The sequence below is a fragment of the candidate division KSB1 bacterium genome (assembly GCA_022562085.1).
Lineage (GTDB): Bacteria > Zhuqueibacterota > Zhuqueibacteria > Oceanimicrobiales > Oceanimicrobiaceae > Oceanimicrobium.
The window spans coordinates 16,461-42,008 of sequence record JADFPY010000009.1 but is presented as its reverse complement, the minus strand read 5'-3'; the positions used below and the strand labels follow the sequence as shown (position 1 = coordinate 42,008).

The window sequence follows — 25,548 nt, the reverse complement described above, 5'->3', positions numbered from 1 at the left end:
TACCCGATTATGCCCAACAAACCAATTTCCTCGATCCCTGGCCCGGCGGTTGGTGGCGGCTGCGCGATATCATTGAATATGAAAAAGCGGCAACTTACTCCATGCTCACCGCGGTGGCGACGTTCAAAGAAAAATTCAAACAAAATTTTTATCGACTGAACCGAGAAGCAATAGCCAAAGGCAAAGAAGGAAGTCCATTCGCTTACCTGGTTCGACCGGAGCAGCACGATCCGAACAACGCCATTGAAATGCTCAAGCGACTTCGATTTGCCAACGTTGACATCTATCAAGCGGAAAAAGATTTCTCGACAGAAAAAGGACTATTCGAAAAAGGCACTTTCATCATTCCTTTAGCACAGCCGACACGAGCTTACATTAAAGATTTTCTCGAAATTCAGCAATATCCAAACTTGCAAGAGTATCCGGGCGGACCGCCGCGCCAGCCGTATGATGTCACCGCCTGGACTCTTGGTTTACAATTCGATGCCGCGGTTGTAGAAATCGAAACGCCTTTCAAGGTTGACATGAAAAAAGTGGAACCAAAACTGAAACTACCTGACTCTAAAATTGAGCCAGGTTTTATTGCTATCGAAAGAAGATTCAATCACAGCTTTAAACTGGTCAATGATTTGCTTGGCGCCGGCTTCGAGGTACATTCGCTCGAAGCCAAATGGGACGACTTGCCGCCGGGAACTTTTATCGTAAACATTGATAAAGAGCAAAAAAAGCTCATCAAAGAAAAAGGAGTGACCTATCACGTGCCTATCAGGAGCTTGGGCAGTTCAGACAGCCATCAGATGAAAAAAATAACCAAGGCTCGAATAGGCATTTATCAGCCATGGATTCCAGGGGTGTACGATGAAGGTTGGATGCGGCTCATCCTCGATAACTTCGGTTTTGAATATAGCATTTTGCATAATGCCGATTTCAAAAATAAGACTAAGCTAAAAACGCAACATGATGTTTTGATTTTTGGCAGCCAAGGCGCCAGTTGGATTGTTGATGGCAAATCAAAAAATGCCAAAGAGCCGGATGTTGGAGAACCGAAAGTGCGCAGCAAATATACCGGCGGCATCGGCAAGGATGGCGTTGACAAAATCAAACAATTTCTGCAAGAAGGTGGTACTGTGTTGTTTTTTGGCGAGGCGTGTAACTTCGCAATCGAAAAATTGCAGTTACCAGCTACAAATACGTTGAGTGAGGTCAAACGAAAAGATTACTTCGCACCCGGAAGCCTCTTTGAATTTCACCTCGATCTTACCTCTCCGTTAACCTACGGAATGCAAAAGAATGTTGCGATTTACAAAAATCGTCCGGTTGCTTTAAAATTGAAGCGTTACAATCAACAAATTACGGAAACCGGTTTCTTTGGCGATCGAAATATTTTACAAAGCGGCTGGGCGGTTGGCGAAGATCGGCTTTACAACAAGGTTGGTTTGGCCGAAATTCCAGTTGGCAAAGGTCGCGCCATTTTGTATGCCTTTCGGCCACAGCATCGAGGACAGACGTTTGGAACATTTAAATTAATTTTTAACGCGTTGTATAAATAACCTTTGCGGGAACCTTGAAAAAATTACCGATGTGACTTGATTTTCACGAATAAATGCGTAAAATTTAATTTTAAAAACTTAAAAGATGACAACACACCCGAGCATGAATTCATGGAAAAGCTTGTGAAAGTTTCCGAGTTTCAGGAAAGACAGAAACGGCTAAGGATTTGATGGCAATGCTGATCGATGGCTTTGAGCAACATGAAGCACAAGGATGGAACATCAATCTGGAGTATGCACGTTTTTGTTTAGGCAACCAAATAGATCTTACTGCAGCGCATGACCGAATGGAATCCGAATATCGTCGCCGACCTCATAATGTAGATGTATTGGAAACATACGCCTGGGCACTTTACAAAAACAACCGATTTAATGATTCCCAGGAGATAATTTTGAAAGCTCTACGATTGAACCCTCACGATGCCCGAATGAATTATAAAGCAGCTAAGATCGCAGAAAAACTTGGTCAGCAGGAAAAAGCCAAGACTCATTTTGTAAAGGCAGGTACTCTCTTTCTATTCAACATTTCTTCCTAGGGACCTTCTAAGCTGCAACAATTCCCTCCATAGATTCATTACTTTTCCCTTGCATCTCAAATCAAAATATTTAAAGTTCTAATAATTGCTTTTGAAAGTGTTCGTCTATTTTCACCTAATAACCAATAACTAAGAGTCTTGACAAACAGCGATTATCACTTTATTATGGAATGGCGAGTAAAAAGCAGTTGTGAAGAAGTTTATGACATTCTCAGCGAACCCGCCGACCTCGTTCGTTGGTGGCCTTCAGTTTATTTAAACGTTGAGGAACTGGAGCCTGGAGATGAAGATGGTATTGGTAAAATTGTAAAGCTGTATACCAAGGGTTGGCTGCCTTATACTTTGCGATGGCAATTTCGGGTGACTGAGGCTAAAAAGCCCGAAGGCTTCGCATTAGAAGCATGGGGTGATTTTGTTGGGCACGGTATTTGGAAGTTCTTGCAAGATGGGCAGTGGGTAAAGATCACCTACGATTGGAAAATTCAAGCGGATAAACCTTTACTGCGCATTTTTTCTTTTCTTATAAAACCGATCTTTTCGGCCAATCATCGCTGGGCGATGGCGAAAGGTGAGGAGAGTTTGAAATTGGAGATCAGGCGGCGAAATGATTCTGAAAATTTAAATGAAATTCCGTCACCGCCGGGCCCGACATTCCCACACAATTTCTTAACCAGAATAATTCATTGCCACAAGGCACAAGGTACGAAGTATGAAATGAAACGCCTGACGTAACTCATAATTCGGAAAACGATTTACTATTTTACCATTTATGTTTTTTCGGATACCACGTTCCACATGATACCGCCTTTGTGGAAAAATTTCTATTACCGCCAAAAACTTTGTATTTTTAACAAAATGTGAAGTCATGTTTTATTCTATAATTATCCAAAAATCTAAATTATCAGGATAGGAATATGTTTCGAATAAACCCTGCGAGCCTTAGCGTTCTCAGCGCCTCTGCGTTAAATTTTAGTTTGAATTGAAAATACCAATTTCGGTCATTAACTTTTTTGTGAACCCAGTAATGCTTAATTGATACGGAGGAAAGATGACAAAAATCGATCGACGCGAGTTTTTGAAAAAAAGTTCAACCGCTACCCTGATTGGCGGCTCAGCTTTGGTTTTTGGCTGTGGCTCCGAGTCGACTGGTGACGCGCCAGCCATCCAAACCAGAAAGAAGTACCAATGGAACATGGTCACGACCTGGTCGCCGCATTTCCCGGTCATGGGTGAAGGCGCAGATTTGGTGGCGGAATGGATTGGTGAGATGTCGGATGGAAGACTGCAAATTCAAGTTTATGGCGGCGGTGAATTGGTGCCAGCGCTTGAGGTTTTCGATGCTGTCAGCCAGGGTGTTGCGCAGATGGGGCATGGGGTAGCCTATTACTGGGCAGGGAAAATTCCTTCGGCGCAATTTTTTGGGGCAGTGCCGTTCGGCATGAACGCACAACAGATGAATGCATGGATCTACTCGGGTGGTGGGCTGGCCTTATGGGAGGAATTGTACGAGCCTTTCAACCTGATCCCTATGCCCGCAGGCAACACCGGCATGCAGATGGGAGGTTGGTTTAACAAGGAAATTAATACCGTCGATGATTTTAAAGGTTTGAAAATGCGCATTCCCGGGTTGGGCGCGCATGTTATTGCCAAAGCAGGTGGCACCCCTATTCTCACCGCTGGCGGTGAAATTTATACAAATCTTGAGCGAGGTGTTATCGATGCGACCGAGTGGATTGGCCCGTATCACGATTATCTAAAGGGCTTTCATCGAATCGCGAAATATTACTACTACCCGGGTTGGCATGAGCCGGGCCCGGTGCTCGAATTGACGGTGAATAAAGGCGCCTGGGAAAGCTTGTCGAAAGATTTGCAGATGATCGTTCGAGCTGCCGCCGACCGCGCCAATATCTGGATGATATCTGAATTTGAGTCGAGGAACAATACTTATTTAAAAAAAATAATTGAGGAAGGAAAGGTGTCGGTGAGAAAATTCCCGGATGAAGTTTTAAAGGCTCTAAAAAAATATGCCGGCGAAGTGATTGACGAGATGACCAGCAAAGATCCGTTAAGCAAAAAAGTTTATGAATCTTTCGACAGCTTTCGAAAAGATGTGACGGGTTGGGCGGAGGTTTCAGAAGCGGTGTATCATACGTTTCCGAACATTTGAATGAATACCTGCCTGCTCTTCGAAAATAGCTAACGAAAAAGTTCAGTTGCGGCGGCAGGTTGCCGAAAACGCTCGACAGACCAAAACTTGTCGCAAGCCCAAAACATTCTTAAAACCACAGATCCCGCCGTCAACTGCAACGGCTGGTTAGGCAAGATTCGGCACATTCCCGACCTCAGCCACTGATTACTCAACAAACTCAATGACATCTGCCCGAACAGAAATTTTGGGTCTTGTGTAAAAAACAAGCACGTTCAGTGCGTCAGAGTCGAAGCGAACGTTTACCAACGCAAGACTCCGCCCCTCGATGTTCCCGTGTGTCTGCTCGAAGTTGCGCCACAAGTTTTCCAGCGCTACTTTGTAAAGCATGCGGTCGCCCCCAAGGGGTATAAGTGCTATAGTTTGCATCTCCCCACCTTGAGCAAAGCTAAATCCAAGCAGGTATGTTGCTGATGCCTCTCCATACACATTGGTGGCGATAACACGAAAATTGCTCTGAGACAATTCAACGTTTGTCAGGTTCGTGGCGCTAAATCTGCCCGTGCTTGCGCAACCAAGCAGCGTTGTCAGGACAACGGAAAGTCCCAATAGACGCATAAAGTGTTTCATTTTACTGTCCTCCCTTAATCATGTATGAGCCTTCAAGTGAGTAAGTAGTTTTTCTGCTAAACATTAATTTATGTGATATCAAGTCAAATAACAATAAAAAAGTGTTATATTTGTTTAAGATATTATTGCTCTGTGAGTGTTATCCAGACCAACTGCTAAATATTCAAATAGGTATGTTATCGCAACAGAGCCTTATTTGTAATTTGTGAAAAACATTCCGAATAAAATTCAGGCTCCATACTTAAATCTGCTCTGATGAAATTTGCGCTGGAGAGATTTGCTCCACTTAGAATTGCTTCGTGCAAATCTGCTTCGCCTGGATTGCCGTGCTGACATCCATTCCGAACAGGATGCACATCCGAGTTTTGGTTTTATGCAACTGTTTTTTCGTCTCCACTCATTCCAAGCCTTTACTCCTTGCTTCAGAATTTTTTTTAAATGCTTCTCGTTTGCCATCTCATAATTACCATGTTTTACCCTGCTCAATAAACGTCCGTTACCTGAACACAAAAAAGTTTTGCTGCTAAGCACCATCTTTATTTTTATTGCTCTTTACAATTTTTTGCTTTCGCGTTGCGGTTCTTTTTTGCAAGGAACCAGCAGTTTTCTTTAGCAAGTTAACCAGAACATCATACCAGTCGTGGTAAGAGCGCTGTCTGAAGTCATCGTGAAATAAATCGGGTAATAACATGTTTGAGTCCCTGTTATATTTTTTAGTGAATCAATAAACGTCCCTTTATTGAACCATCAAGAGTGTAACTTCTTAGGAGTAAAAAGCAAAGCAGACCTCACACCCAGTTCCCCTACCAAGGGGTTAGAGTTAAATGTTCTTGTGCACTTTCTGTAATTTCACCTCGGCCCATAATCATTGAACGGTACCGACCTTCCAGCCAGAGCGGCGTCTGATCTTTGTAGTGTTTGCTCATCCTCTGACCGGACTGGCCGGTGGTGATGACCGACAGTGTATGATTCAAATCGCACAGATCGACCAACTGCCTGGTAGAAGCTCCCAGGGTTGCTTCAAACGGTGAATCGAATTGATATTCTGAGTTATTCAAGGTCATGGTTGAGCCGCCCCTGGGAAAGGGCCCGATGTTAAAAATAATATCCAGTAAATTCTCTCGGCCTAATGGATGCCGCATGGTGAGGGTGTGAATTTCACCCCAGGCCCAATTGGTGATAATATCTCCGGCAAGGTTTTTAAGCTGCATGCCGGCATCGAGCAAACTACGCCTCATAATATCTTCAATGTTCTCAATTTCCGGAGTATTCACGTCGTCAAACCATTCAGAGCTGCCCTTTTTCAATAAAGCCGCCATAACCCGATTTGGGACATTGCCAAAACGGATATAATTCTCAAATAATTGATCGCCCATTTCATCTTTGAGGGTATTCTCAGTTAGCCTGAGAAAAAAAGCGTGAAAAATAGAAGTGGCGACACTTTTGGGTGATTCACGGCCATCCCAGTCTTTCATGAGGTTGTAAATCGATTTCAAATCCTCGGATGAATTTGAGTCAATCACCGCTTCCATTGTGTTCAGCACAACAGGCAAAATATTTTGGGCATGAAAGGAGACGAGATCCGTTTGCATCAACTTAAAATCATCAAGCGAAAACTTGTCTTTCTCCGAAAGAAGCTGGTGAATTCGTGCCGCTCTGCTGGAAGGTTCCCAAAGGTTTGAAAGATAGTATGGGTAGCGGTCGTCAACCATTTTGTTATTCGCCGTGACAATATAGTTTTCCGGTGGATTTAACACGTTCGGAAGTTTCTCAAAAGGCACTTGTCCCAGCCACTGCCCCCTTGTCTTCCAACCTTCGTGCGGCAAAACACCGTTTGTTCGATTGCGCAAAGGGATTCCGCCGGCTAAATGATAGCCAATATCTCCGTTCGCTGAAGCGAACACGAAATTTTGCGCCGGTACTTTATAGCTTTTGAGTGCGTCGGTAAATTCATCCCAGGATTTTGATTTTTGTATTTTTAAATAAGCCAGCAATTCATCACTTGGCTCATGGCCAACCCAGCGCATTGAAATCGCCTCGTCCCCATTTTCCAACATCGGATGAACTTCCGAGATAATCGGTCCATTTCGACTGAATCGAATTTGCAGTGATTCCGGTTCGGCATCTTTAATTCTGATTTCTTCAGTTACAGTTTCAAAGTCTTGCCAGCGGCTGCCGTTCAAATATTGACTTGTACTATCCGGGTTGATTTTTTCCAAATAAAAATCGACATCATCGATCATGCCGTTTGTCAGCCCCCAGGCAATGTGTTCATTATGTCCGATCACAATCCCCGGGACGCCCGGGAAAGAAACTCCGGCAACATTGATTTCACCGCCCGAGAGGTGCATTTCGTACCAGACTGAAGGCGCTCTTAATTCCAAATGCGGATCATTGGCCAGCAGCGGCTTGCCGCATGCAGATTTCTCACCGGCAACAACCCAGGAGTTGCTTCCCAAATGCGTGCTGCCAAAACCGAGAAAAGCCTGAACTTGCATTCCGGAATTTATAAAGTTTTGAGTTTGTGTCCAAAAAGGCCGGGTGCTTGACGGAAGGATAAAAGGTCCATCCTTGGGAAAATCGGGAAAGACTTCCCTGGCTTTTTTCTCACCCAGTTTGGCAACAAGTTCTTGCAAAACAAGATCAGTGTACCAGCTAAATGACAGTTTCCAACCCATCAACCTCACAAAAGCAATACTATCTTCTATTTTCCATTTTTCCGGCTTGTATTTCAGAAGTGAAAATTCAATAGGCAATTGCTCAGAATGAGATTCGATAAATGCATTCACACCCTCCGCGTAAGCTTTTAGAGCAAGACGTGATTCAGGTGAAAGGATTTCGACAATTTTCTCAGCAGCCCTGCTGAACCCCCAGATGCGGACAAATTTATCGTGCTCAACTGCGGCCTCACCGAATATTTCCGATAGCTGGCCGTTTGCAACCCGTCGATTCAAATCCATTTGCCAAAGCCGGTCCTGAGCTGTTACAAAACCTGCCGCCCTGAATAAGTCGCTTTCATTTGCAGCAAAAATATGCGGCACGCCATACTCGTCCCGGTAGACCTCAACTGGTTGATTCAATATATTTAATACCAATGAACCATCAGTTTTTGGCAAAGCCTTGTTGAGGAGCCGGTAGCTAAGAATGGAAATTGTCAGGATAATAATAAAAAAAAAGGCCGAAATGGAAAGAAAAATGCGCCAGCCTTTGGCCATGGATGCCTCAATTTAAGAATAAATTAAATTTTTTTGATGCTTGGTACCGCTAATAAGCGCAAATATGCGCTAATAAAAACCCACTTCAAATCATCCAGAAAAGGACTTGTCTAAAAGCTTCTATAATAATTTAATTGAAAGGGAAGGTGTGCCTCTTAATATCAATTAACTTTTCTAAAACAGCCCTTGACCACTATTAAAAAAATAGTGTTCATTCGCGGTTACTTAAATAGGTATTTCTTTTAGAAAAGTTCGATGATTCAATGATTTAGAAATATTCAAAATACCCGATTTTAAATTCACGCGTCACCTGACCCGGGCCATTTTTAAGCAAGTTTTTTAAGTTAAACTGCAGGAACAAGCGATCCGAAAAGGACCATTGCGCGCCTGCATTTAGATAGCCGCTTCCGGAGCCAAATTGTGCCCCGGTACTATTATCGTTAATGGCAAAGTCATATTCCAGAATAATCCGAACCTCACGATTTAAATTCAGGTCCGCACCTAAAAAAAAGTTTATATCTTTCTCATCAACGGTTTCAAGGCTGTAGTTCACCCCACCATGCAGCCCCAGGTTATAAAAGAAAGCGTAATTCTTACTCACTACGCCAAAAAAACCGCGCGATTTGTTAGCATATCGCTTAGAGCCTTTCCTGTAAGCGCCGTATCCTTGCGAGTCAAATCCAATTATCACGGCCGGCATACCAAAGCTTTCATCAATTATTCGAAAGCGCGCCTGAATTCCTGGGTTTTCATTCCAATTCACACCGCCCTCACCGATGATATTTTCGCCGCCAAAAGAAAGTCCAAACATAAACCGTGGAGAAATGCCAACTGCAACTCCGCCGATCAGTCCTCCATTGTTGTACATCCTTATATCGATTGCAAAACTACCGCGCTCTAAAGTGCCGGCGGTGGGCAAATCGACCAACTGCCGGGATTGTTGCCTAAATCCCTGGGCGTTTGCATTGATAACAAAGACAAAAATCAGCAGAAATAAACCAACTACTCTTTTCATTGCTTTCCTCTCAACAAAGTTTTGTTAATAGAGCCCTTGTACCGACCCGCCATCAACCTGGACGGAAACACCGGTAATGTAACTCGCCATTTCAGACCCCAGAAAAACCACTAAATTTGCCAGCTCCTCCGGCTTGCCCAAACGCCCCATGGGAATTCCTCGGGTGATACCGGCTTCGATTTTCTCAGGAGTCGTCCCCTGGCCTTTTGCGCGAGCTTCAAATATTTCGACAACCCGATCAGTGCGAGTCCAACCGGGACAAACATTGTTAATTAAAATTCCTTCAGCAGCAACCTGGTTCGCCAGTGTTTTGGCCCAGCCTAAAATCGACAAACGCAGGCTATTGGACAAAAGCAGCTCATTAATTGGCTGCTTCACCGAAACTGAGGTAATATTAATAATACGTCCCCACTTGTTCTTTCTCATGTAAGGCAAAACTTCTCGAGTGAGACGAACCGAAGACATCAAAGTCAGGTCTACGCCTTTCTGCCAATTTTCATCGGTCATATCCGCAAAGAAGCCGGCGGGAGGCCCGCCTGCATTATTGACAAGAATATCGATTGAATTAAATTTATTAATCGACTCGGCAACCAGATTTTCAATATCCTCTTTTTTGGTCAGATCCGTCCGCACAGCCAAAACTTCAGATTTTGTTTGGGACTCAATTCCCTTTTTTACAGCTTCTAATTTTTCTTTATTGCGGGCACAAATCACCACTTTTGCGCCTTCCTGCGCAAAACCCATAGCCACCGCTTTTCCAAGACCCTGGCTTGAGGCAGCCACCAGAGCAACTTTATCTGATATTTCTAAATTCATTTGAACGTTCCGGATTTTTAATTTTTTGATTACTCGAAAACTTCTGCATTTTTTAACAACGGGTATACTTTGTCTTTTCCAGAGGTCATTTTGGGTCCATCCGGCCATTGAATGTTCAATTCCGGATCATCCCAAATAATTCCTCTTTCGGACTTCGGTGCATATTCACTCGTTGTTTGGTACATCACCTCAGCTTCTTGCATTGCATAAAATCCATGTGCAAATCCCTCCGGAATAAACAACATTTTTTTATTCTGATGGCTGAGAATAACCCCATGCCATTTACCGAAGGTCGGCGAATTCTTTCTTATATCTACAGCAACGTCAAAAACTTCGCCTTTAATACAGCTAACCAGTTTACCTTGACCAAACGGAGGGAGCTGATAATGAAGTCCTCTAATCACACCGGCAGATGAAGTCGATCGGTTGATTTGCACAAATGTATCGGGAATACCGTTGTTTTTGAACTCGGAATACTTGTATGATTCAAAAAAAAAGCCTCTTTCATCCTTAAAAACTTTGGGCTCAATCAGGACTAAGCCGGCAATATCAAAACTTGAGAAATTAGAAGGCACCTATTGTTCCTTAGAAATTCAATTTAAGTAAAAACAATTTAATATAACCAATCCCGCTTGTTTTGTCAACTCCTGAGTGCGAGTAAATTTAATTAAAAAAGGGAAAGCAAAAAAAAGCCCTCCCTTATCAAAAGAAATATTCAATAAGTAAAAATTAGTGAGTTACTTTAAGCAAGGCTTCTTCATAGCTAAAATTTGGGCTGCTCTCTTTATTATGGCATGGCAAACATGTTGCTTCCGTGACCGGCTTAAAGTTAGCCTTACCATTAGTCTGAGTAGAGGCAGCAACTCTCCTCCTTCTAAATTTGTTAATATGTTCTTTGGGACTATCCTCAGCCAAATTGTGGCAATCGACGCACTGAACATTCACCAAGTCAGGGGTTTCAAAGACGGTTGAAAACCCGTTGGACTGCTTAAACAGGGTTGTATGACATTGCTGGCACTCTGCGTCCCCTGTTTGCTGTTTATCAATCAAGCTTTGCCAGGCCTTGCGATGCAACGTGGAACTCCACTGGCGATGTTCCTTGCGGTGGCATTGTACGCAAGAGCGTTCGCTTAGCAAACTGAAATCATCAATAGCTTTCGAACTTTGAAGCGGGTAACTGCTTATAAAAGATTTATCGAACTTCGAAATCAACCTGGCTAATTTCTGATCATCGGGGATTTGATCATTCAGAGTAACCAACTTTCCTTCAACAAGAGAAACAGAATTAGAAGCAAATTTAAACTCCAAATGGCCTAAGTATTGACCTTTAGAACCCGTTTGCATCACAACCGTTTTTCCAATCTGCGCCGGCTTTTGCGTCCTCTGAGTATCATGCCCACTAATGATAATGTCGATACCGTTCACTTTTTGTGCTAACTCTTTTGCTCCGTTAAGTCCTAAATGCGCCAGGGCAATTACCACGTCGCATTTTTGTCTTAATTCATTAACAGATTTTTGCGCTGCTGCCATGGGATCTTTTACTTCAAAACCAGTCGATGGTTTGACCAAATGACGTGCACCACTTTGGGTGGTCACTCCGAAAATACCGATTTTAAGATTCCCTTTTTGTTTAATTAAATAGGGCTCAGCAAAAAGTTCTTCGGTTCCATATTTATAAACATTGGCCGAAACAAAAGGTAACTTATGCATTTTTCTTATTTCACTTAGGAATTCAGAGCCGTACTGTAAATCTTTTTCGCCCAGGTTAATGGCATCGTAGTTTAAGAGGGCCATCCCGGTTAGTAAGTAATTAACTTTGAAAATCTGCGACTTAACTTTGGTACTGCCAAAATCGCCGCAGTCAACCAACAGTTGAAAACGATCATCTTGCTTAACTTGTTTTATATAGCCGGCCCGCCGAGCCAGTCCACCAATCGGGTTTAGCTTTCAGCCACAGGGTTTTAAATAGCCATAAACGTTGCTGGTACTAAATAGTTGAAACTGCGTACTTTTATCCTCGGTAAAAGAGGCCGTTTTAAACAAAAGCAAAAAGAAGAAACCCAGTAAACCTATCCACAATGCTTTAAAATTATGCCCTTTCATTGCTTCATCCTTTTTTATTTGTGTGTTTAACTATTTCAAATGTGATACTCTTTTCAACAGTTTTATTGCTTTGTATGTCTTTTACACGAATCACCAAAATATACTGACCGGGTTTTGTATCAGCTAAACGCACAGAACTGTGCGTCGGTTCCATGGTCGAATTCCCCTGGTATTCATATAAAGTACTGACTTCCGTCTGCTTGGCGTTACCCAATCCAAAAAGTCCGCCAACACTCGCAGCAAATTTTGCAAATGCATTCTTTTGACTTTTGACCGATCGAAGAATGGTTTCAACGGTGTAGTGTGAGAAGCCGCCTTCATCCAGGTCGAGGTTGTAAGATTCAAAATATACAAAAATCGATTGTCCGGGCGCGAATCTGCGAAAAAGGTTTGGAAGTATTTTAAGATTCGCGTTTTCGTCCTGAGAGGATGAATCTGCTTGAATATTATCCGCCAGCAGTAAATCGCTAATCTCCAGACGATTCGGATCAAAGTTTCGTACATTTAATTCCCGGCGGAATTTACCAATGTTACCTGAACTTTCATCCACCAGTTCGAGGGAAATTTTATACGACTCCGGCGCAAGTTGAAACTCGTGTCTATCAATTATGAATGGTGAACCCTTAACACCAAGCTGATCACTTAAGGGGATTCTTCGACTCTCAACCTTTTTTGCGATATCATTCCAATCGGCATCAAAGACAAAGAATCCTTTTTTTAAATAAACATTGGCGTAGTTAAGCGTGACTTTATCACGAGGGATTCCGAAATCCAATGCTATTTTTGTCTGCCCATTCTCACCCATGTATTGAGTTATCTGATGGGGAATTTTAAAAGGGGAGCCTTCGATGTCAAGTTCATAGGACTCGGGAACTTGTTTAATTAGTTGTTCAAAAATGAGCTTGGAATCCTGGTCAGGATCCAAGTGCCGCTTAAATTTATAACGACGATTTAAAGTTTCATCCTCGAAAACCAGATTGAAATCTGCGTAGTTCCAATTTTCCTGAGAAGGAACAATTGGATAACCACCGCCGCTGTTTAAAGTACTGTTTAGTTTGGGACGGGTTCTAAATTTTGATTTGGGTGGACCAAAGCGAATGTACGCTTTTCCTTGATCCGTTTTCCAACCCACTATCCCTTTTTCGGGATAGCCAAATCTCAAATTGGCGTAAGCAAAGCGACTGTAGTGTTCCAGCACTCGCTCATTAAATTCTGTCATAAAAAGGGGATCCCGCTGCTTCCAAAATTTTCTCTGGTAATCGTTTTTTTTAATCAAATTTAAAGCAGTATACTGTTTGTTTTCTTCGGGCTCCAAAACGGTAGACACAGACTCAAAAAGAGAGAATTCTTCGTCGGACATATAATGCTTGGCAAAGTCGAAGTTTTGATTCGCTAAAAAATAATCATTCATCCGGTGATAAGCCGATCCGAGAAAAAGATAAAAATCTTTATTGTCGGGCTGAACTTCGAGCGCTTTTTCAAGGTTGTCTGCCATGGCAGAATAATCAGAAAGTTCAAATTGGATGAGCGCCAAATGATAATAAGCTAAGGCAAAATCCTGATCTGACTCAATGGCCTTTGCAAAGTATTTCTTTGCATCGCGCAGATCTTCATTTGCATATTTATTAAAAGTAAAGAGTATTCCTTCATCTTGCGGACTAATCAAATCTTTGTACCAAAGCATCTCCTGTTCTTTTAAAAGACCGAGATGGTAGTAAGCTTCGGCAATTGCAGGGTCAAGCTTTAAAGCTTTTTCAAAGTTCTTTTTCGCTTCCCCTTTCATTCCTTTCTTTAATGAAAGCTTGGCCATATCCAAATGATATTGGATATTCATTTTATCCAACTTCAACGCCCTCTTCAAAGCGAAGGTAGCCTGCTTTCTACTTTCAATCGTACCGATCTTTATATAGGCAAGACCGAGTTGATGATAAGCATCGGCAAACTTACCATCTTTTTTAACAGCGGTTTTAAAGGCATCGATTGCAGATTCTGTTTTTCCCTCACTGGCAAGCAGCAGACCCTGGCGATAGAATTCACGGCTGGAAAATTTGATTTCCGCGAAGACTTGATAATAAGAAACAAGCGGTATGATACAAAGCAGGATTAAATGCAAATCACGTGAAGATCTCATAGAACCTCAAATTGTCACTGGGATGTTATTGATAGCAGGCCTTCTGGAATATACAGACTCCTGCCAAGAATTGCAAAAACTTTTTAGCACAACTCGTCGAGAGAATAGTAAACAAAAAAAGGCAAGTGAATTTCTTACACTTGCCTTTTTACTGGAGGAGGAGATTTTATTTATCTACCAGAGTGGTATCTTGACTCAATACAAACTGCCAGGTGGAATAATTTTCCAGGATTTCTTTTACGGCACCGGCACCGCTTTCACCGAAGACATCAACAAAAATTCTGAAATCGCGCATCCGAACATTCTCACCAAATTGGCGGTGCAGCTGCCTCATCAAACTAACATAGTCCATTTCAACATCGGGATCGAATGATAAATGTAAGTTTCTTTCTAATTCGTCAGGATTGTAGAGATATGCCCTTGTAAGCGCTTTTTTTGCCGTCCGATTTAAATATTCTAAATCATCTACTTGATCCTGCCAGGTGGGGTGGTTTTCGATGAGGCTTATAATTTCCTTTTCAAAACGAGTTAAGCTTCTTCTCTGGTTTTCTTTGCCTTTTAAGTAAGTCAGGTAATTAGGTGCAATTCCGGCCCGGATCATTGAATCTACAAGCTCTTCCAATTGCTGATCAAATTGGCGAGACGGGTTATTATTTCTCATTGTCACTTCAGGTTTTCTGACAACGAACTCCTTCTCTGTTTCCAATTCTTTTTCTTTCATCATCATGAAGAACTGAAATTCATTGTCCGTCATCTCGCTGATCGGCTTATTTTTGAGCTCTTCATATTGAGACTCTGAACTCTTTGAGACACGCCGGTCAGCTTTGGCTACTCTCTTTGGTTTTCTTTTCGAGGCTTTGGGTTCGCCACCTTTGCGAACGGCATCATACTCTTTTACCGAAAGAATCGCACCATTCGGCATTCTAATTCCACGAACAAGGTTCAGTTGAATCACCTCACCATAGTCGTAGGCTTTTTTGCGATCGATTGCTTCGAAAGCTATCGTGCTATTGGAAATACCGGTTACCTGGGCTTTAATTTTTGTACCGTCTTTGAGCAGAATGGTAACCCGATCTTCTTTTTTGATATTCGACGTGGTGGCGCAACCGGCTAACAAGATAATTAAAAAGGCAAATCTTAAGCTGAATTTGATCATCGGTCCTCCTTCTAAAAAGCTATATTAACCTCTCAAAAGTTACAAACGAAAAGCCAGGGACACAAAAGCTTTATTGACTTTAATATCTTCGACATAATCGTTTATATCGTCCGTTCCCGGCAGGCCCTGATTAAAGTTCTTCCAAAATCCATGCACGAGCGCCACATCAAGTCGAACCTGTTTGTCCACTAAAAAGCCAATACCCGCTGAATAAAACTGTTTATCTTCATCGGAGGAAACATCTTTAAACATGGATGGGTCTCTGAAATAACCTGCCCGGAAACTTAGTCCCGTCAACGGCAAGGTAAATTCTCCCCCCAATCGAATTCGCGTCGTGGCCCGATAGTTATCCCGGATTGAGAGATTTGCTTCAGTTTCAGTCACACCTGCAAAAGGAGGTTCACTCTTGTATTTAATTTGTGTCCAATCATTATACTCGACGTCTCCGGAAAAAACGAAATTCAAAAGATTCAATGAAGCGCCGCCAGTAAACGTCCAGGGGGATTTAATTCTATATTCAAAAAATCCTTCGTCAAAAAATTCTTCTGCTAAATCCAGGTTATCATCGAGCAGTTTCTCAGAGGTGAAAAAATCTTCTTTCACTTTAAATGTAATTGGAGTTGAGATCGTGGCTCCGAGTCGCAAAAGAGGCAGCTTGATGAGACCACCGATCTTTACGTTGAAGCCTGAAATATTTGTATTGAGACCATCATCTCTGGTAAAATTTTCAAAGTCGGCATAAATATCGTCAATGTCTACTTCTCTAAATGTTGTTTGAAAATCACTGCCGCCAGTCCAGAAATTAAGTCCGATGCCAACCGACATGTTTGGTGAAACAGCCATTGCACCGGAGGCTGTCCATGTATTTAAGCTGCCGGTTTCCAGCTCCTTCCAGGCCTGGTTCACTGAATCATCCGGACTGAAATTGAAAGCCCGAAAGTCAAAATTGGAGTCATAGGATTTGACACGGTTATAACCAAACGAGAAGACTAAACTGCCCTGCTGAGTTGGAACCGGGTAAGCCAGACCCAGGTCATTAAACCTGGTAAAATTTTCTTCATTCTCATTAATGGTTGGATTAAATGGAATATCAGAAAATTCGACTCTGTTTTGCCGCATCAGGTGACTGAGCGAGCCGTAAAATTCGACACGTCTAATATCTGCAAGGGCGGCGGGATTCCAGAAAGAAGCAGAAAAGTCGCCGCCAACTGAGGTGTAGGCCCCGCCCATGGCAATAGCTCTTGCCCCGGTTCCAAGCTGCATCCCTAAAGAGAAGATTTCTTCCGGCGGGAAGACATCTTGAGCTGAACTACTTTTCAGCACACACATTAAAAGACCAAAAGCCAACAACTTACTTACGACTTTCATATTTATCCTCATTTTCACCGCTCCGTTGGTAAATTTAGCTACAAATTAGCGTCTCTTGGTTCTGCGGGAAGAAGATGACCTCCCCGAAGATTTTGATGAACCACTGCTTTTACTACTACCGCCACTATAGCTTTTCCTGCTGCCACCAGAACTATTGCTCGGCTTAGAGCCGCCCGATTTATAGCTTCTTTTCGGACTGCTCTGGGATTTAGATGATCCTCTGCTCGAATTTCTTTTCTTTACACTTTTACCTGGCGAGGCTTTACCGTCTTTTGACGGCCTTTTGCTATATTTAGACCTGCTTCTACTGTTCTTCGATCTTCTCGAAACAGAACTTTTTGATTTATCGGTTCTGCTTCTCCGGGGCTTTACGGCCTCGTTTCTTTCATCGCTGCTGTTTCTTCTTTTTGATTTTATTTCGGAATCACCTCGGTCATTCGAGTCTCGCCCTTCATCAGAACTTTTGCCGATTCTCTCAATTCGTTTACCTCTCCTTCCTTGATCACTTGACTCAGATCTTCTTTTCCGTCTTTTTATACGGTCTTGACTGGATGCACTTTCTTTGGTAATACTCTGACCCTGGGATGTTCCTGATGAAACCGTTGAGACAGGCGTATAATTGTCATCTCGTGAGCGTTCGTACCCAAAATCGGAGCCTCTACGGCCGCGTCGGGTAAAATCACGCTGTTTTGTTGGAACACTGCGGACCGTTGCAACAGTTGTCCCTGGGTAGTAATTTCCGTAATAGCCGTACGAACCTGATCTAAGGCACCCACCGTTGAAGTAGAAACCGCTGGTATAACCGAAAGAATACCGAGAACCATAGTATCCAGAAAAGAATGGATCGTAAAAAGGATCATAATATCGACGATGGTAACCCATGAAAAATGGATCACGGTACCCTATATGAATGGAAACATGACTTGAATACGGTGCATACGAATCGTAAAAGTAAGGATCATAAAAAGGATCGTAATACCAGGGAGAAGGATAGCCGCCATAAACGTAGATGTCGTTATAATATCTACGCGTTATGTGCACTTCATCGTAATCCTCGATATCACCTTCTTCGTAATCTTCGTACTCTTCATAATCCTCGTACTCTTCACCGTACTCTTCATCTTCATAATAGTCCACTGACTCTTCCGTATAGGTATCTTGAACTGCCCTATTCGAATCAGGCTTCGCAAGCTGAGTATAACAACCGGAGAAGAATAGCAACGAAACGAATATCAAGCCATTCAAGATTAGATTGTTAGTTATGCGCAATTTCATTTTTTTCTCCTCACATTATGCAAATTATTAGCGTTAAATCTACGAAAAGTTACGCAAATGATATGCCACTCTTTTGATAAATGAGAATTTAGGAAATGAGTTCAATAAATTTAACAGCTTATCAAGCTAATTAGTTCAAAGTTACTAAGATTATTAACTGGGCGATATTTAAAACTGGAAATGGAATTAACGGCAACTGGCAACAAAGTTACCAATCAATTCTTAATAGCGAATCGGTAAGGTTGGGTAATCCAGAAATTAACGGCGCGATTTCCTTCTTTGGCAGGGCGAAAACGGCTCCCATATGCAGCCTCGACGGCCGCCTGGGCGCATTTTTCGCTGCTCGTAGTATTATCAAGAACAATCACTTCAACAACTTTGCCTTTATTATCAATATGAATACTCAATTTCACCACCCCATGCACGCCTTTTTTCTTTTCTTCTTTCGGATATTCCGGGAAAACCCAGGCGATAGGTTTCGGCGGGGTGATGTTTGTTCCGGGGATACCCGGAGAATCGTCAAAAATATTCGTATATTTAAGCGTGGTTTCCTCAATGGTCGCATCTTCCGGAATGGTTTCATCCTCTGAAGGGATGGGCACAGTCGGCTTTTGCGGCGGCGGCTTCATTCTGGTTTGACGCGTGATCGGGATATTCTCAACATTGATGATAATGTTTGGCTGCACGACCTCCTTAATGCTGAGCTTTATTCGAGGGGAAATAAAGACCAACAGGATAAAAAACACGAGTGTAATAACAAGTGCTTTCTTGATGTTGATTGAAAATTGAGAACGGAAATCCGCTTTAATTTTTTGGAAATCAATTGAGGGCATTTATCCGGGCGGGTTAGCCTAACTTTATATTTGTTTTAAAACTTTCGTTTCTAACCAACCTATCTTTCCATCTGCAAGACGAATCTTCACCCAATTCTCCGAGTGATCTTTTATTTGTACTTTAACGCCTTCATGCAGAGTAAAAACTTCTGTCAGGCCGCCGGGCGCACTTTTAACATCCACCTTATCTTTTATAACGATGGCTTCAACTTTGGTTTCAGTCTCAAAAATCCTAATTACAAAAAGTCCTGTGAAGACTGTCAAAGTGATCGAGGCAGCAATTAGAGAGACAAAAACGGTTCTTTTCAATTGCGGTGACTTTAGATAAATTCTAAAAATGGTGATCAAAATTAGTAGTAAGTACAATGAAACCGTAATTCCGCCGAGCACTTTTAAATTAATCGAATGGGCAATATTTGAAAGCCACTTAAAAAGAAAAAACTGTGGCAACTCTTGAATTCGATCAACGATCGCCAGATTAACCAACTCTAAATTGTAATTAATGTCCTCATCTTTTGGATGTAATTTCTTTGCCCGTTCGAAGTTGAGTATTGCTTTTGCGGTTTGTCCATCTTTAAAATAGGCATTACCTAGATTATAGTAGACTTCCCAGCTTTCATAATCTGAATTTAGAATCTTCTCGAATTCTTCGATCGCACCTTTATAATTGCCATCCTGATAAAACTCGTTCCCCTTCACAAAAAAAACTTCCACATCATTTGCGAGAAGACCGCTTGCCAAACAAAGGATTGACAGGGTTAAAATTGCAAAATGGTTAAAACATTTTTCAAATTGCATGTTTTTCAAATTTCTTTTTCTAAGTTAACAATCGCTTTTTTTGTCTTTTCAAAGAAATCATTCATTTCCACCTTATTTGAATCACTTGGAGCAAATCGTTTATAGTCACACGTTTTTAAACAATCAAGATAGTCGGAAACAGTATTTTCGTCAATCTTCTGATCGTGAAGCATCCTGTCAACTTCGTCGGTGATGAGACCGGCCGACGCCACATTCAATTTGTCCCCAATGAATCCCACTAGCGCTTTTGATACCTCTCCGTAAAATCCAGATGTATTATTTGCTTTCATTTGTTTGTTTGCGTCTCTCAACCGTCTCAGGGCCATTTGATTCGCTTTTCGGCTGCGGGCGTAAGCGACATTTGAGCTCAACTTGTCTAAATGTGCCCGATTAGCAAAAGAAGTTCCTAAAATAATGAGAGGGAATACGAGAATAACATAAAAAAACGTTTTTTTATAAAATACATCGCCTTTTCTTTGAAATTCCGGAATTCGTGTTTGGATATAGCGAATATCTTTCCCGATAAATTTCACATCTTCCTTAGAAGTACCGATGCCAACATTAACAAATTGATCATCGCCTTTAGCAACCGAAATCTTTTTTGCATCTGTAGATATCGTCCGATAGGTTTTTGACGATAAATCGAAATAGGAGAACGAAACGGGTTTAATCGTGTGCTGACCCGGAAACCGAGGGATGATCACATACTCAAATGATTTAGAACCTGAGATTTGGCCGGAGTTTCTTTGAATGCTTTCATTAATTTTCGGATCGTACACTTCGAAATCCGATGCAAAATCAACTTGTGGCTGCGGAACTATCTTGATATTTCCTGTTCCCGAAATATTTACTTTAAGGGTAATGGCCTCATTTGTCTTTACCGCAGTTTTGTCAACGGAAGAGTTGATTGAAAACCGCCCGACAGCTCCAGAAAAATCGCTCGGCCTACCTTTTTCGGGGAGCGGCATGACTTCAATTGCAACCGGGTTTGATTGGATGCTTATCCGTTTGGTATTCCGAAAAAATGGATCGTCGAAAAAACTATCAAATATATCCCGGCTACGACGCCTTCGGCGGGGTAACTGTACCTCACATTCGATACCCATAGGCTCTAAAGTTTTCCGTCCCGGGCCCTGGGGGAAAAGAGCCATTTTTTTAATTTCATATACTTGATACCGGCGGCCATTAACAAATTCAGTGGATGAGGTCAAGCGTTGCGGCATTTCAAACTCCTCGGACCAAAATCCAACGGTGTTGGGCCATTGAGAAACAGGACCATAATTCGTCACCTTCACAGCCGTATAAATTTTATAACTGATAATAACCGATTCATTCTGGTAAACACGCTGTTTATCAACTGAAGCTTTTAGAAACAATTGCTCAGATAAATCCAACGGATCATTTGAGGAACCTCGGGTGCCGGAAGTTCCTGGCGGAGGTACCGCCCCTTTGACAATCTCAATTTTGATAACATCTGTTGAATATGTCTCGCCTTTGTATTCAACAGCAATGGCCGGGATTTGAAACTTACCTTCAGTAGATGCTAAAAAATGATGTGTAAAAGTTTTAGTGACAGACATCCGGCCGTTTACAAATTGCATATTCGTTGAATTGCTGGTGCCGATGTAAGAAGCAAATCCATCTAAATCAGGCACCGAAGGGTCAGGGGCTCTTTGTGCGTCCGAACCGGACAATTCGACGCTAAACTCAAACTGCTGATTCAGTCCAACTGAGGATTTATTTACATAGGCTTTTATCTCCAAATCCTGGGCGAAAGCCTGGCTTGAAACAAAAAATAGAATGCAGGTGAGTGAAGCTAAAACAGACAATTGATTCTCTTTGTTCATAATAAAATTAAATCGCCTTTGTTTTACAGGTCAATGATGGTTGAAGACCAAATTGACAAATTGAATTGTCAGAAATCCTTCGGAAAATTTCCGACATACATGTTTTACCAATCTTTCCCTCTAAAGGGTCGCCCTCGCCTCTTGGGTTTCTGTTCTTTTAATAAATCCTTTTCTTCGTTTTGTAGGGCATTCAAAAGCCTTTCGGCGTCTTCTTTAGAAATTTCTTTTGGTTCAGCTGCTTGCTCTTGCTGTTGTTCCTCCTGCTGCTGATCTGGGTTTTGCTGCTCCTCGGAACTTTGCTCCTGTTCCTGCTCATCCTGCTGTTCTTGCTGCTCCTCTTCAGAATTCTGTTCCGTGTCCTGATTCTGTTGATCTTGCTGTTGTTGCTCTTCTCGTTGCTCCTGTTGTTGATTTTCCTGAGGTTGCTTTTCTGAGTTGTCTTTGAGTTTTGCTCTCACATATTCCAAATTGTATTTAGCATCTTCATCTTCAGGATTTAATTCAAGCGCCTTCTTATAGGCCAGAATACTTTCGGGCAGTTTGGCCATTTTATAAAGCGTATTGCCAATGTTATAGTAGGTTTTTGACCGCAAAGAGATATCGTCAGAGGACGTGGATTTTTCATAGGACTTAATGGCCTCTTCAAAATTACGTTTTTTATATTGTACGTCCCCGATATTAAAATTAACGATTGGCGACTCCGGATTTTCAATCAGGGCATCTCGGTATTTATTGTTGGCTTCGTCGTATTTTTCCTCGGCATAGAGTTTATTGCCTTCAGTCACTTGCTTGTGGCCGCTTTGTGCAAAAGCTGAAATTGCAAAAAGCATATTCACAATTAAAAGAAAAATCGTCTTCCGCATTTACTTTCTCCTAAAATAATTACTCAAATCTTCCGCGCCATTCTTGTCCGGTTTTGACCCTCTCAGAAATAACGAGTTCCAAAACCAGCAGTAAAATCGCAAAACCAAGAACGTATTGAAATCTATCCTCGTATTGCGAAAACTTCATCGAGGCCAGTTCTTTTTTTTCCATCTTTGAAATTTCTCCATAAATTTTTTCAAGCTTTGTTTCACCCGTGGTTGAATGATAGAATTTTCCTCCGGTGGTCAGAGCAATTTTCTGCAACGCCAACTCATCTAATTTGGTCAGGATAACTTCGTCCTTTTGATCTTTTTTAAAACCTTTTTTAACGCCTCTTTGATCATACAAAGGAATTGGCACGCCCTTGGCAGAACCGATTCCAACTGTGAAAATAATCACGCCTTCTCTATCCGCCGTTTTCGCATACTCTTCAGTCTTATCGCCGTGATCTTCACCGTCCGTAATGAGAACCAAAACCTTGTACTTTCGTTCCTTTGATTCAAAACTTTTTATTGCTAATGCAATTGCAGCGCTTAGATTTGTCCCGGGCACTGGAATCAGGCTTGGATCCATAATTTCCAGAAAGGTCTTGGCGGCGCCGTAGTCCAAAGTAAGCGGACACTGGATAAATGCTTCGCCGGCAAATGATATAAGCCCGATTCGATCACCTTGAAGCAAATCAATAAATGCAGCAATTTCATGTTTGGCTTTGGCAAGCCGGCTCGGTTGAATATCCTCAGCGAGCATCGAGAAAGAAACATCTAAAGCCACGAAAATATCGACGCCCTCCCTTTTGACTTCTTCCAAACGAGTCCCGATTTGAGGACGGGCGAGCGCGAGGGTCATAAATAAAACCCCACAAATGAGCAGCACTGCTTTGCCTATTTGACGGCCGCGGCTTGTGGATTCGCTCAATTTATTCACGAGTTCGAGGTTGCCAAAACGAGCTAAGGCTCGCTTTTTCCATTTGAACACAAAATAGTAAAATCCGATAAATACAGGAATTAGAAGCAAAAATAAGAAATATTCGTTGTCGGCAAATCTGAGCATATTATTCTGAGTAATTTATTTAACCACAAAGGGCACTAAGGTCATATCTAAGATTTATTTCTAATTTTGAGCACTATTAAAACAATCAAAATATATTTTGGTCTGTGTCGATTGCGAATTTCCAATACCCATACAATTTAATTCTTTGTGAAACTTTGTGTTTTTGTGGTTAAGCTAATTTTACGGGATCTTTCGAAATTTAGTATTTGTCAGCACAACCTCAACGACTATGAGACCTAAGGCCATAAACAAATATGTTGAAAACAATTCTTTGAAACGTGAGAATTGTTTTATCTCGATTTTGGTTTTTTCCAGTTGATCGATTTCCTGAAAAATTTTATCAAGGCTTTCTTTATCTGTTGCCCTGTAGTAACTACCTTTGGTTATTTTAGCAATTGCTTTCAAAGTCTTTTCATCTATTTGAACGGGCATTTGCACATATCGTTTCCCAAAGATCGGATCATCGACCGGATAAAGCGCTGTGCCTCGTTTACCGACACCTACGGTGTAGATTCTGATGTCAAACGCTTGAGCGACTTTAGCGGCTGTAATCGGATCGAGCTGCCCCTTATTGTTTTGTCCATCCGTCAAAAGAATAACGATCTTGCTCTTGGCTTTGCTGTCGCGAAGCCGGTTCGCGGCATTGGCAATTGCCATCCCAATCGCAGTCCCATCCTCAATCATACCGCTTTCCACTTCATCAATAAAATTGAGTAGAATTCCATAATCCAGAGTCAGGGGGCACTGTGTGAAACTTTTGGCGGCAAATACCACCATTCCAATTCGGTCGTTTTTTCTTCCTTGAATAAAATTCTTAGCCACTAGTTTCGCTGCTTCTAACCGGTTATTCGGTCTAAAGTCCTCGGCCAACATGCTACTGGAAATATCGAGAGCTAAGACAATATCAACCCCCTCGGTGATCACTTCTTCTTCTGTGTGACTGGACTGGGGTCTGGCAAAACAGAGAATTAAAAGAGAAATAGCTAAAAGACGAAGAACAAAAGGAAGATGGCGGTATTTCTTTTTGCTCGAAAATTTTTCAACGGATTTCACCACGCCCAGATTTGAATAGCGTAAAGTACCAAAGCGTTTTTTATTCCATTTGAAATACCAAAATAATAAGATCGGTATTAAGACAAAAAGGGATAATAAACCTGGATTCGCAAACGTCAACATCTACTTCTGTTCCTCTACGGGTTCCGCCAATTGTTCTTCATCATTTAAGGGGCTTTCATCTTTTGGGGATGCCTCGGTTTCTAACTCTTCCGGTTCTTCATAAACCAGCTTTGTTCGTTCGACGATTTCAAAAGCTTCGTCAAGGTTTGCTGAATTTTTAGCACTGGTTGGCTTGTACTTAGCAAACTTAACCAAATCGCAGGTGATGAGGAATTCATGGAACATTTCAATTTCTTCTGCAGAAATTTCAGAACGTTGCAGATTTTCTATTAATTCGAAGGTGGTCAATTCCATTGCAACTATGAAATAACGGCCTTCGACGTACCGGCGAATTACTTCGGAAATTTGAACATAAAACTCTTTAACTTTACCTTCCTGCAGTAAAGAAGATTCCTTTATAGCAGTTAATTCCTCCAAAGCGATTTCATGTGCAGGTCGTGACGGCACAATTTTTTCAGGCAGCAAACCTTTGCCTGCACGTTTTCTGCGCCAGATATAAAATAAAGCGCCTGCTAAAATCAACGAAGCAAAACCGATGCTTCCCCAGATAATCCATTTGCGGTAATTCCTTGGTAAAACGAGAGGGTCTTTAATACCGCGGATATCGCCTTCTTCGCTGGGCTTCAGGCTTTCGACAAGAATTTTTAGTTTTCTGGTTTTCAGCTCATGTTTTGTGGAGTCCGGCGGGAAAGAATAATAAAAACTCAACGGCGGAATTTCGAATTCTCCCACATCAAAAGTAGAGATAACATAATCAACCTGTTCTACCGACTTATTATTTTCGAAAACAGGTTCATGAACCGTGTAATCTCTAATCTCAAAAGCTCCAAGATTGGCGCCCAATTCCGGCAGTTCAACCTGAACTTCGGCAGCGTGAGTGACAATAATTGAATAGGTTACCAAATCGCCGATGGTAATCGTGTGCTTATCTATTTTAGAATCAATTGAGATTAAGCTTTCTTGTGTATATGCGAAGCTTGTCGGAAAAAATAAGGCGAATGCAAAAAAAAAGTTGAATTTATGTCTCATCTTGTACGCC

22 protein-coding genes and 1 pseudogene are annotated in these 25,548 nt (G+C 41.9%); 4 read left to right on the top strand and 19 right to left on the bottom strand.

The window, feature by feature from the left end:
- From IH879_01840 to IH879_01825, 4 genes and pseudogenes are all read left to right on the top strand, one after another.
- On the top strand, positions 1-1,550 hold a 1,550-nt coding region (locus IH879_01840; GenBank protein ID MCH7673677.1), incomplete at its 5' end, for a hypothetical protein.
- Between the two features lie 176 nt (positions 1,551-1,726).
- Entirely contained in the window at positions 1,727-2,086 is a 360-nt protein-coding gene (locus IH879_01835) for a tetratricopeptide repeat protein (protein MCH7673676.1), read from the top strand.
- Between the two features lie 165 nt (positions 2,087-2,251).
- Positions 2,252-2,740: pseudogene (locus IH879_01830) on the top strand (polyketide cyclase).
- 394 nt (positions 2,741-3,134) lie between these two features.
- Positions 3,135-4,253, top strand: a complete 1,119-nt coding sequence (locus IH879_01825; GenBank protein MCH7673675.1) for a TRAP transporter substrate-binding protein — start codon at positions 3,135-3,137, stop codon at positions 4,251-4,253.
- Between the two features lie 186 nt (positions 4,254-4,439).
- On the opposite strand, the gene IH879_01820 is transcribed toward IH879_01825, so the two are convergent.
- The 19 genes from IH879_01820 to IH879_01730 form a co-directional block, all read right to left on the bottom strand.
- Positions 4,440-4,772, bottom strand: coding sequence for a hypothetical protein (locus IH879_01820; protein ID MCH7673674.1), 333 nt, complete (start codon positions 4,770-4,772; stop codon positions 4,440-4,442).
- Between the two features lie 266 nt (positions 4,773-5,038).
- Complete coding sequence (locus IH879_01815; GenBank protein ID MCH7673673.1) at positions 5,039-5,218, bottom strand: pentapeptide repeat-containing protein; 180 nt, start codon at positions 5,216-5,218, stop codon at positions 5,039-5,041.
- Positions 5,219-5,385: 167 nt separating this feature from the next.
- Positions 5,386-5,553 (bottom strand): hypothetical protein, encoded by a 168-nt coding sequence (locus IH879_01810; protein ID MCH7673672.1) that lies wholly within the window; start codon positions 5,551-5,553, stop codon positions 5,386-5,388.
- Between the two features lie 112 nt (positions 5,554-5,665).
- Positions 5,666-8,077 carry a penicillin acylase family protein gene (locus IH879_01805; protein MCH7673671.1) on the bottom strand — a complete coding sequence of 804 codons (2,412 nt, stop codon included), beginning with the start codon at positions 8,075-8,077 and terminating at the stop codon, positions 5,666-5,668.
- Positions 8,078-8,345: 268 nt separating this feature from the next.
- A complete protein-coding gene (locus IH879_01800; GenBank protein MCH7673670.1) occupies positions 8,346-9,092 on the bottom strand; it encodes a hypothetical protein in 747 nt (248 codons plus the stop codon).
- A gap of 24 nt (positions 9,093-9,116) precedes the next feature.
- Positions 9,117-9,908: an SDR family oxidoreductase gene (locus IH879_01795; protein MCH7673669.1), complete on the bottom strand. Its 792-nt coding sequence runs from the start codon at positions 9,906-9,908 to the stop codon at positions 9,117-9,119.
- Between the two features lie 29 nt (positions 9,909-9,937).
- Positions 9,938-10,483, bottom strand: a complete 546-nt coding sequence (rfbC, locus tag IH879_01790) for a dTDP-4-dehydrorhamnose 3,5-epimerase (protein MCH7673668.1) — start codon at positions 10,481-10,483, stop codon at positions 9,938-9,940.
- A gap of 154 nt (positions 10,484-10,637) precedes the next feature.
- Positions 10,638-11,777, bottom strand: coding sequence for a hypothetical protein (locus IH879_01785; protein MCH7673667.1), 1,140 nt, complete (start codon positions 11,775-11,777; stop codon positions 10,638-10,640).
- A gap of 238 nt (positions 11,778-12,015) precedes the next feature.
- Entirely contained in the window at positions 12,016-14,142 is a 2,127-nt protein-coding gene (locus IH879_01780; protein MCH7673666.1) for a tetratricopeptide repeat protein, read from the bottom strand.
- A gap of 166 nt (positions 14,143-14,308) precedes the next feature.
- On the bottom strand, positions 14,309-15,298 hold the full coding sequence (locus tag IH879_01775) for a hypothetical protein (protein ID MCH7673665.1): 990 nt from the start codon (positions 15,296-15,298) through the stop codon (positions 14,309-14,311).
- A 39-nt stretch (positions 15,299-15,337) separates the two neighbouring features.
- Positions 15,338-16,666, bottom strand: coding sequence for an outer membrane protein transport protein (locus IH879_01770; protein ID MCH7673664.1), 1,329 nt, complete (start codon positions 16,664-16,666; stop codon positions 15,338-15,340).
- A 45-nt stretch (positions 16,667-16,711) separates the two neighbouring features.
- Positions 16,712-17,941: a hypothetical protein gene (locus tag IH879_01765; protein MCH7673663.1), complete on the bottom strand. Its 1,230-nt coding sequence runs from the start codon at positions 17,939-17,941 to the stop codon at positions 16,712-16,714.
- 215 nt (positions 17,942-18,156) lie between these two features.
- Positions 18,157-18,774: an energy transducer TonB gene (locus tag IH879_01760; protein ID MCH7673662.1), complete on the bottom strand. Its 618-nt coding sequence runs from the start codon at positions 18,772-18,774 to the stop codon at positions 18,157-18,159.
- A 24-nt stretch (positions 18,775-18,798) separates the two neighbouring features.
- Positions 18,799-19,572 (bottom strand): tetratricopeptide repeat protein, encoded by a 774-nt coding sequence (locus IH879_01755; protein ID MCH7673661.1) that lies wholly within the window; start codon positions 19,570-19,572, stop codon positions 18,799-18,801.
- A gap of 5 nt (positions 19,573-19,577) precedes the next feature.
- Complete coding sequence (locus IH879_01750) at positions 19,578-21,419, bottom strand: protein BatD (protein ID MCH7673660.1); 1,842 nt, start codon at positions 21,417-21,419, stop codon at positions 19,578-19,580.
- Positions 21,420-21,523: 104 nt separating this feature from the next.
- Positions 21,524-22,282 (bottom strand): tetratricopeptide repeat protein, encoded by a 759-nt coding sequence (locus IH879_01745; protein MCH7673659.1) that lies wholly within the window; start codon positions 22,280-22,282, stop codon positions 21,524-21,526.
- A 19-nt stretch (positions 22,283-22,301) separates the two neighbouring features.
- The gene (locus IH879_01740) at positions 22,302-23,333 is read right to left on the bottom strand and encodes a VWA domain-containing protein (GenBank protein ID MCH7673658.1); all 1,032 of its coding nucleotides are present in this window, start codon (positions 23,331-23,333) and stop codon (positions 22,302-22,304) included.
- A gap of 180 nt (positions 23,334-23,513) precedes the next feature.
- Entirely contained in the window at positions 23,514-24,509 is a 996-nt protein-coding gene (locus IH879_01735; protein MCH7673657.1) for a VWA domain-containing protein, read from the bottom strand.
- The gene (locus IH879_01730) at positions 24,510-25,538 is read right to left on the bottom strand and encodes a hypothetical protein (protein ID MCH7673656.1); all 1,029 of its coding nucleotides are present in this window, start codon (positions 25,536-25,538) and stop codon (positions 24,510-24,512) included. It abuts the gene before it with no gap.
- Between the last annotated feature and the right edge of the window lie 10 nt (positions 25,539-25,548).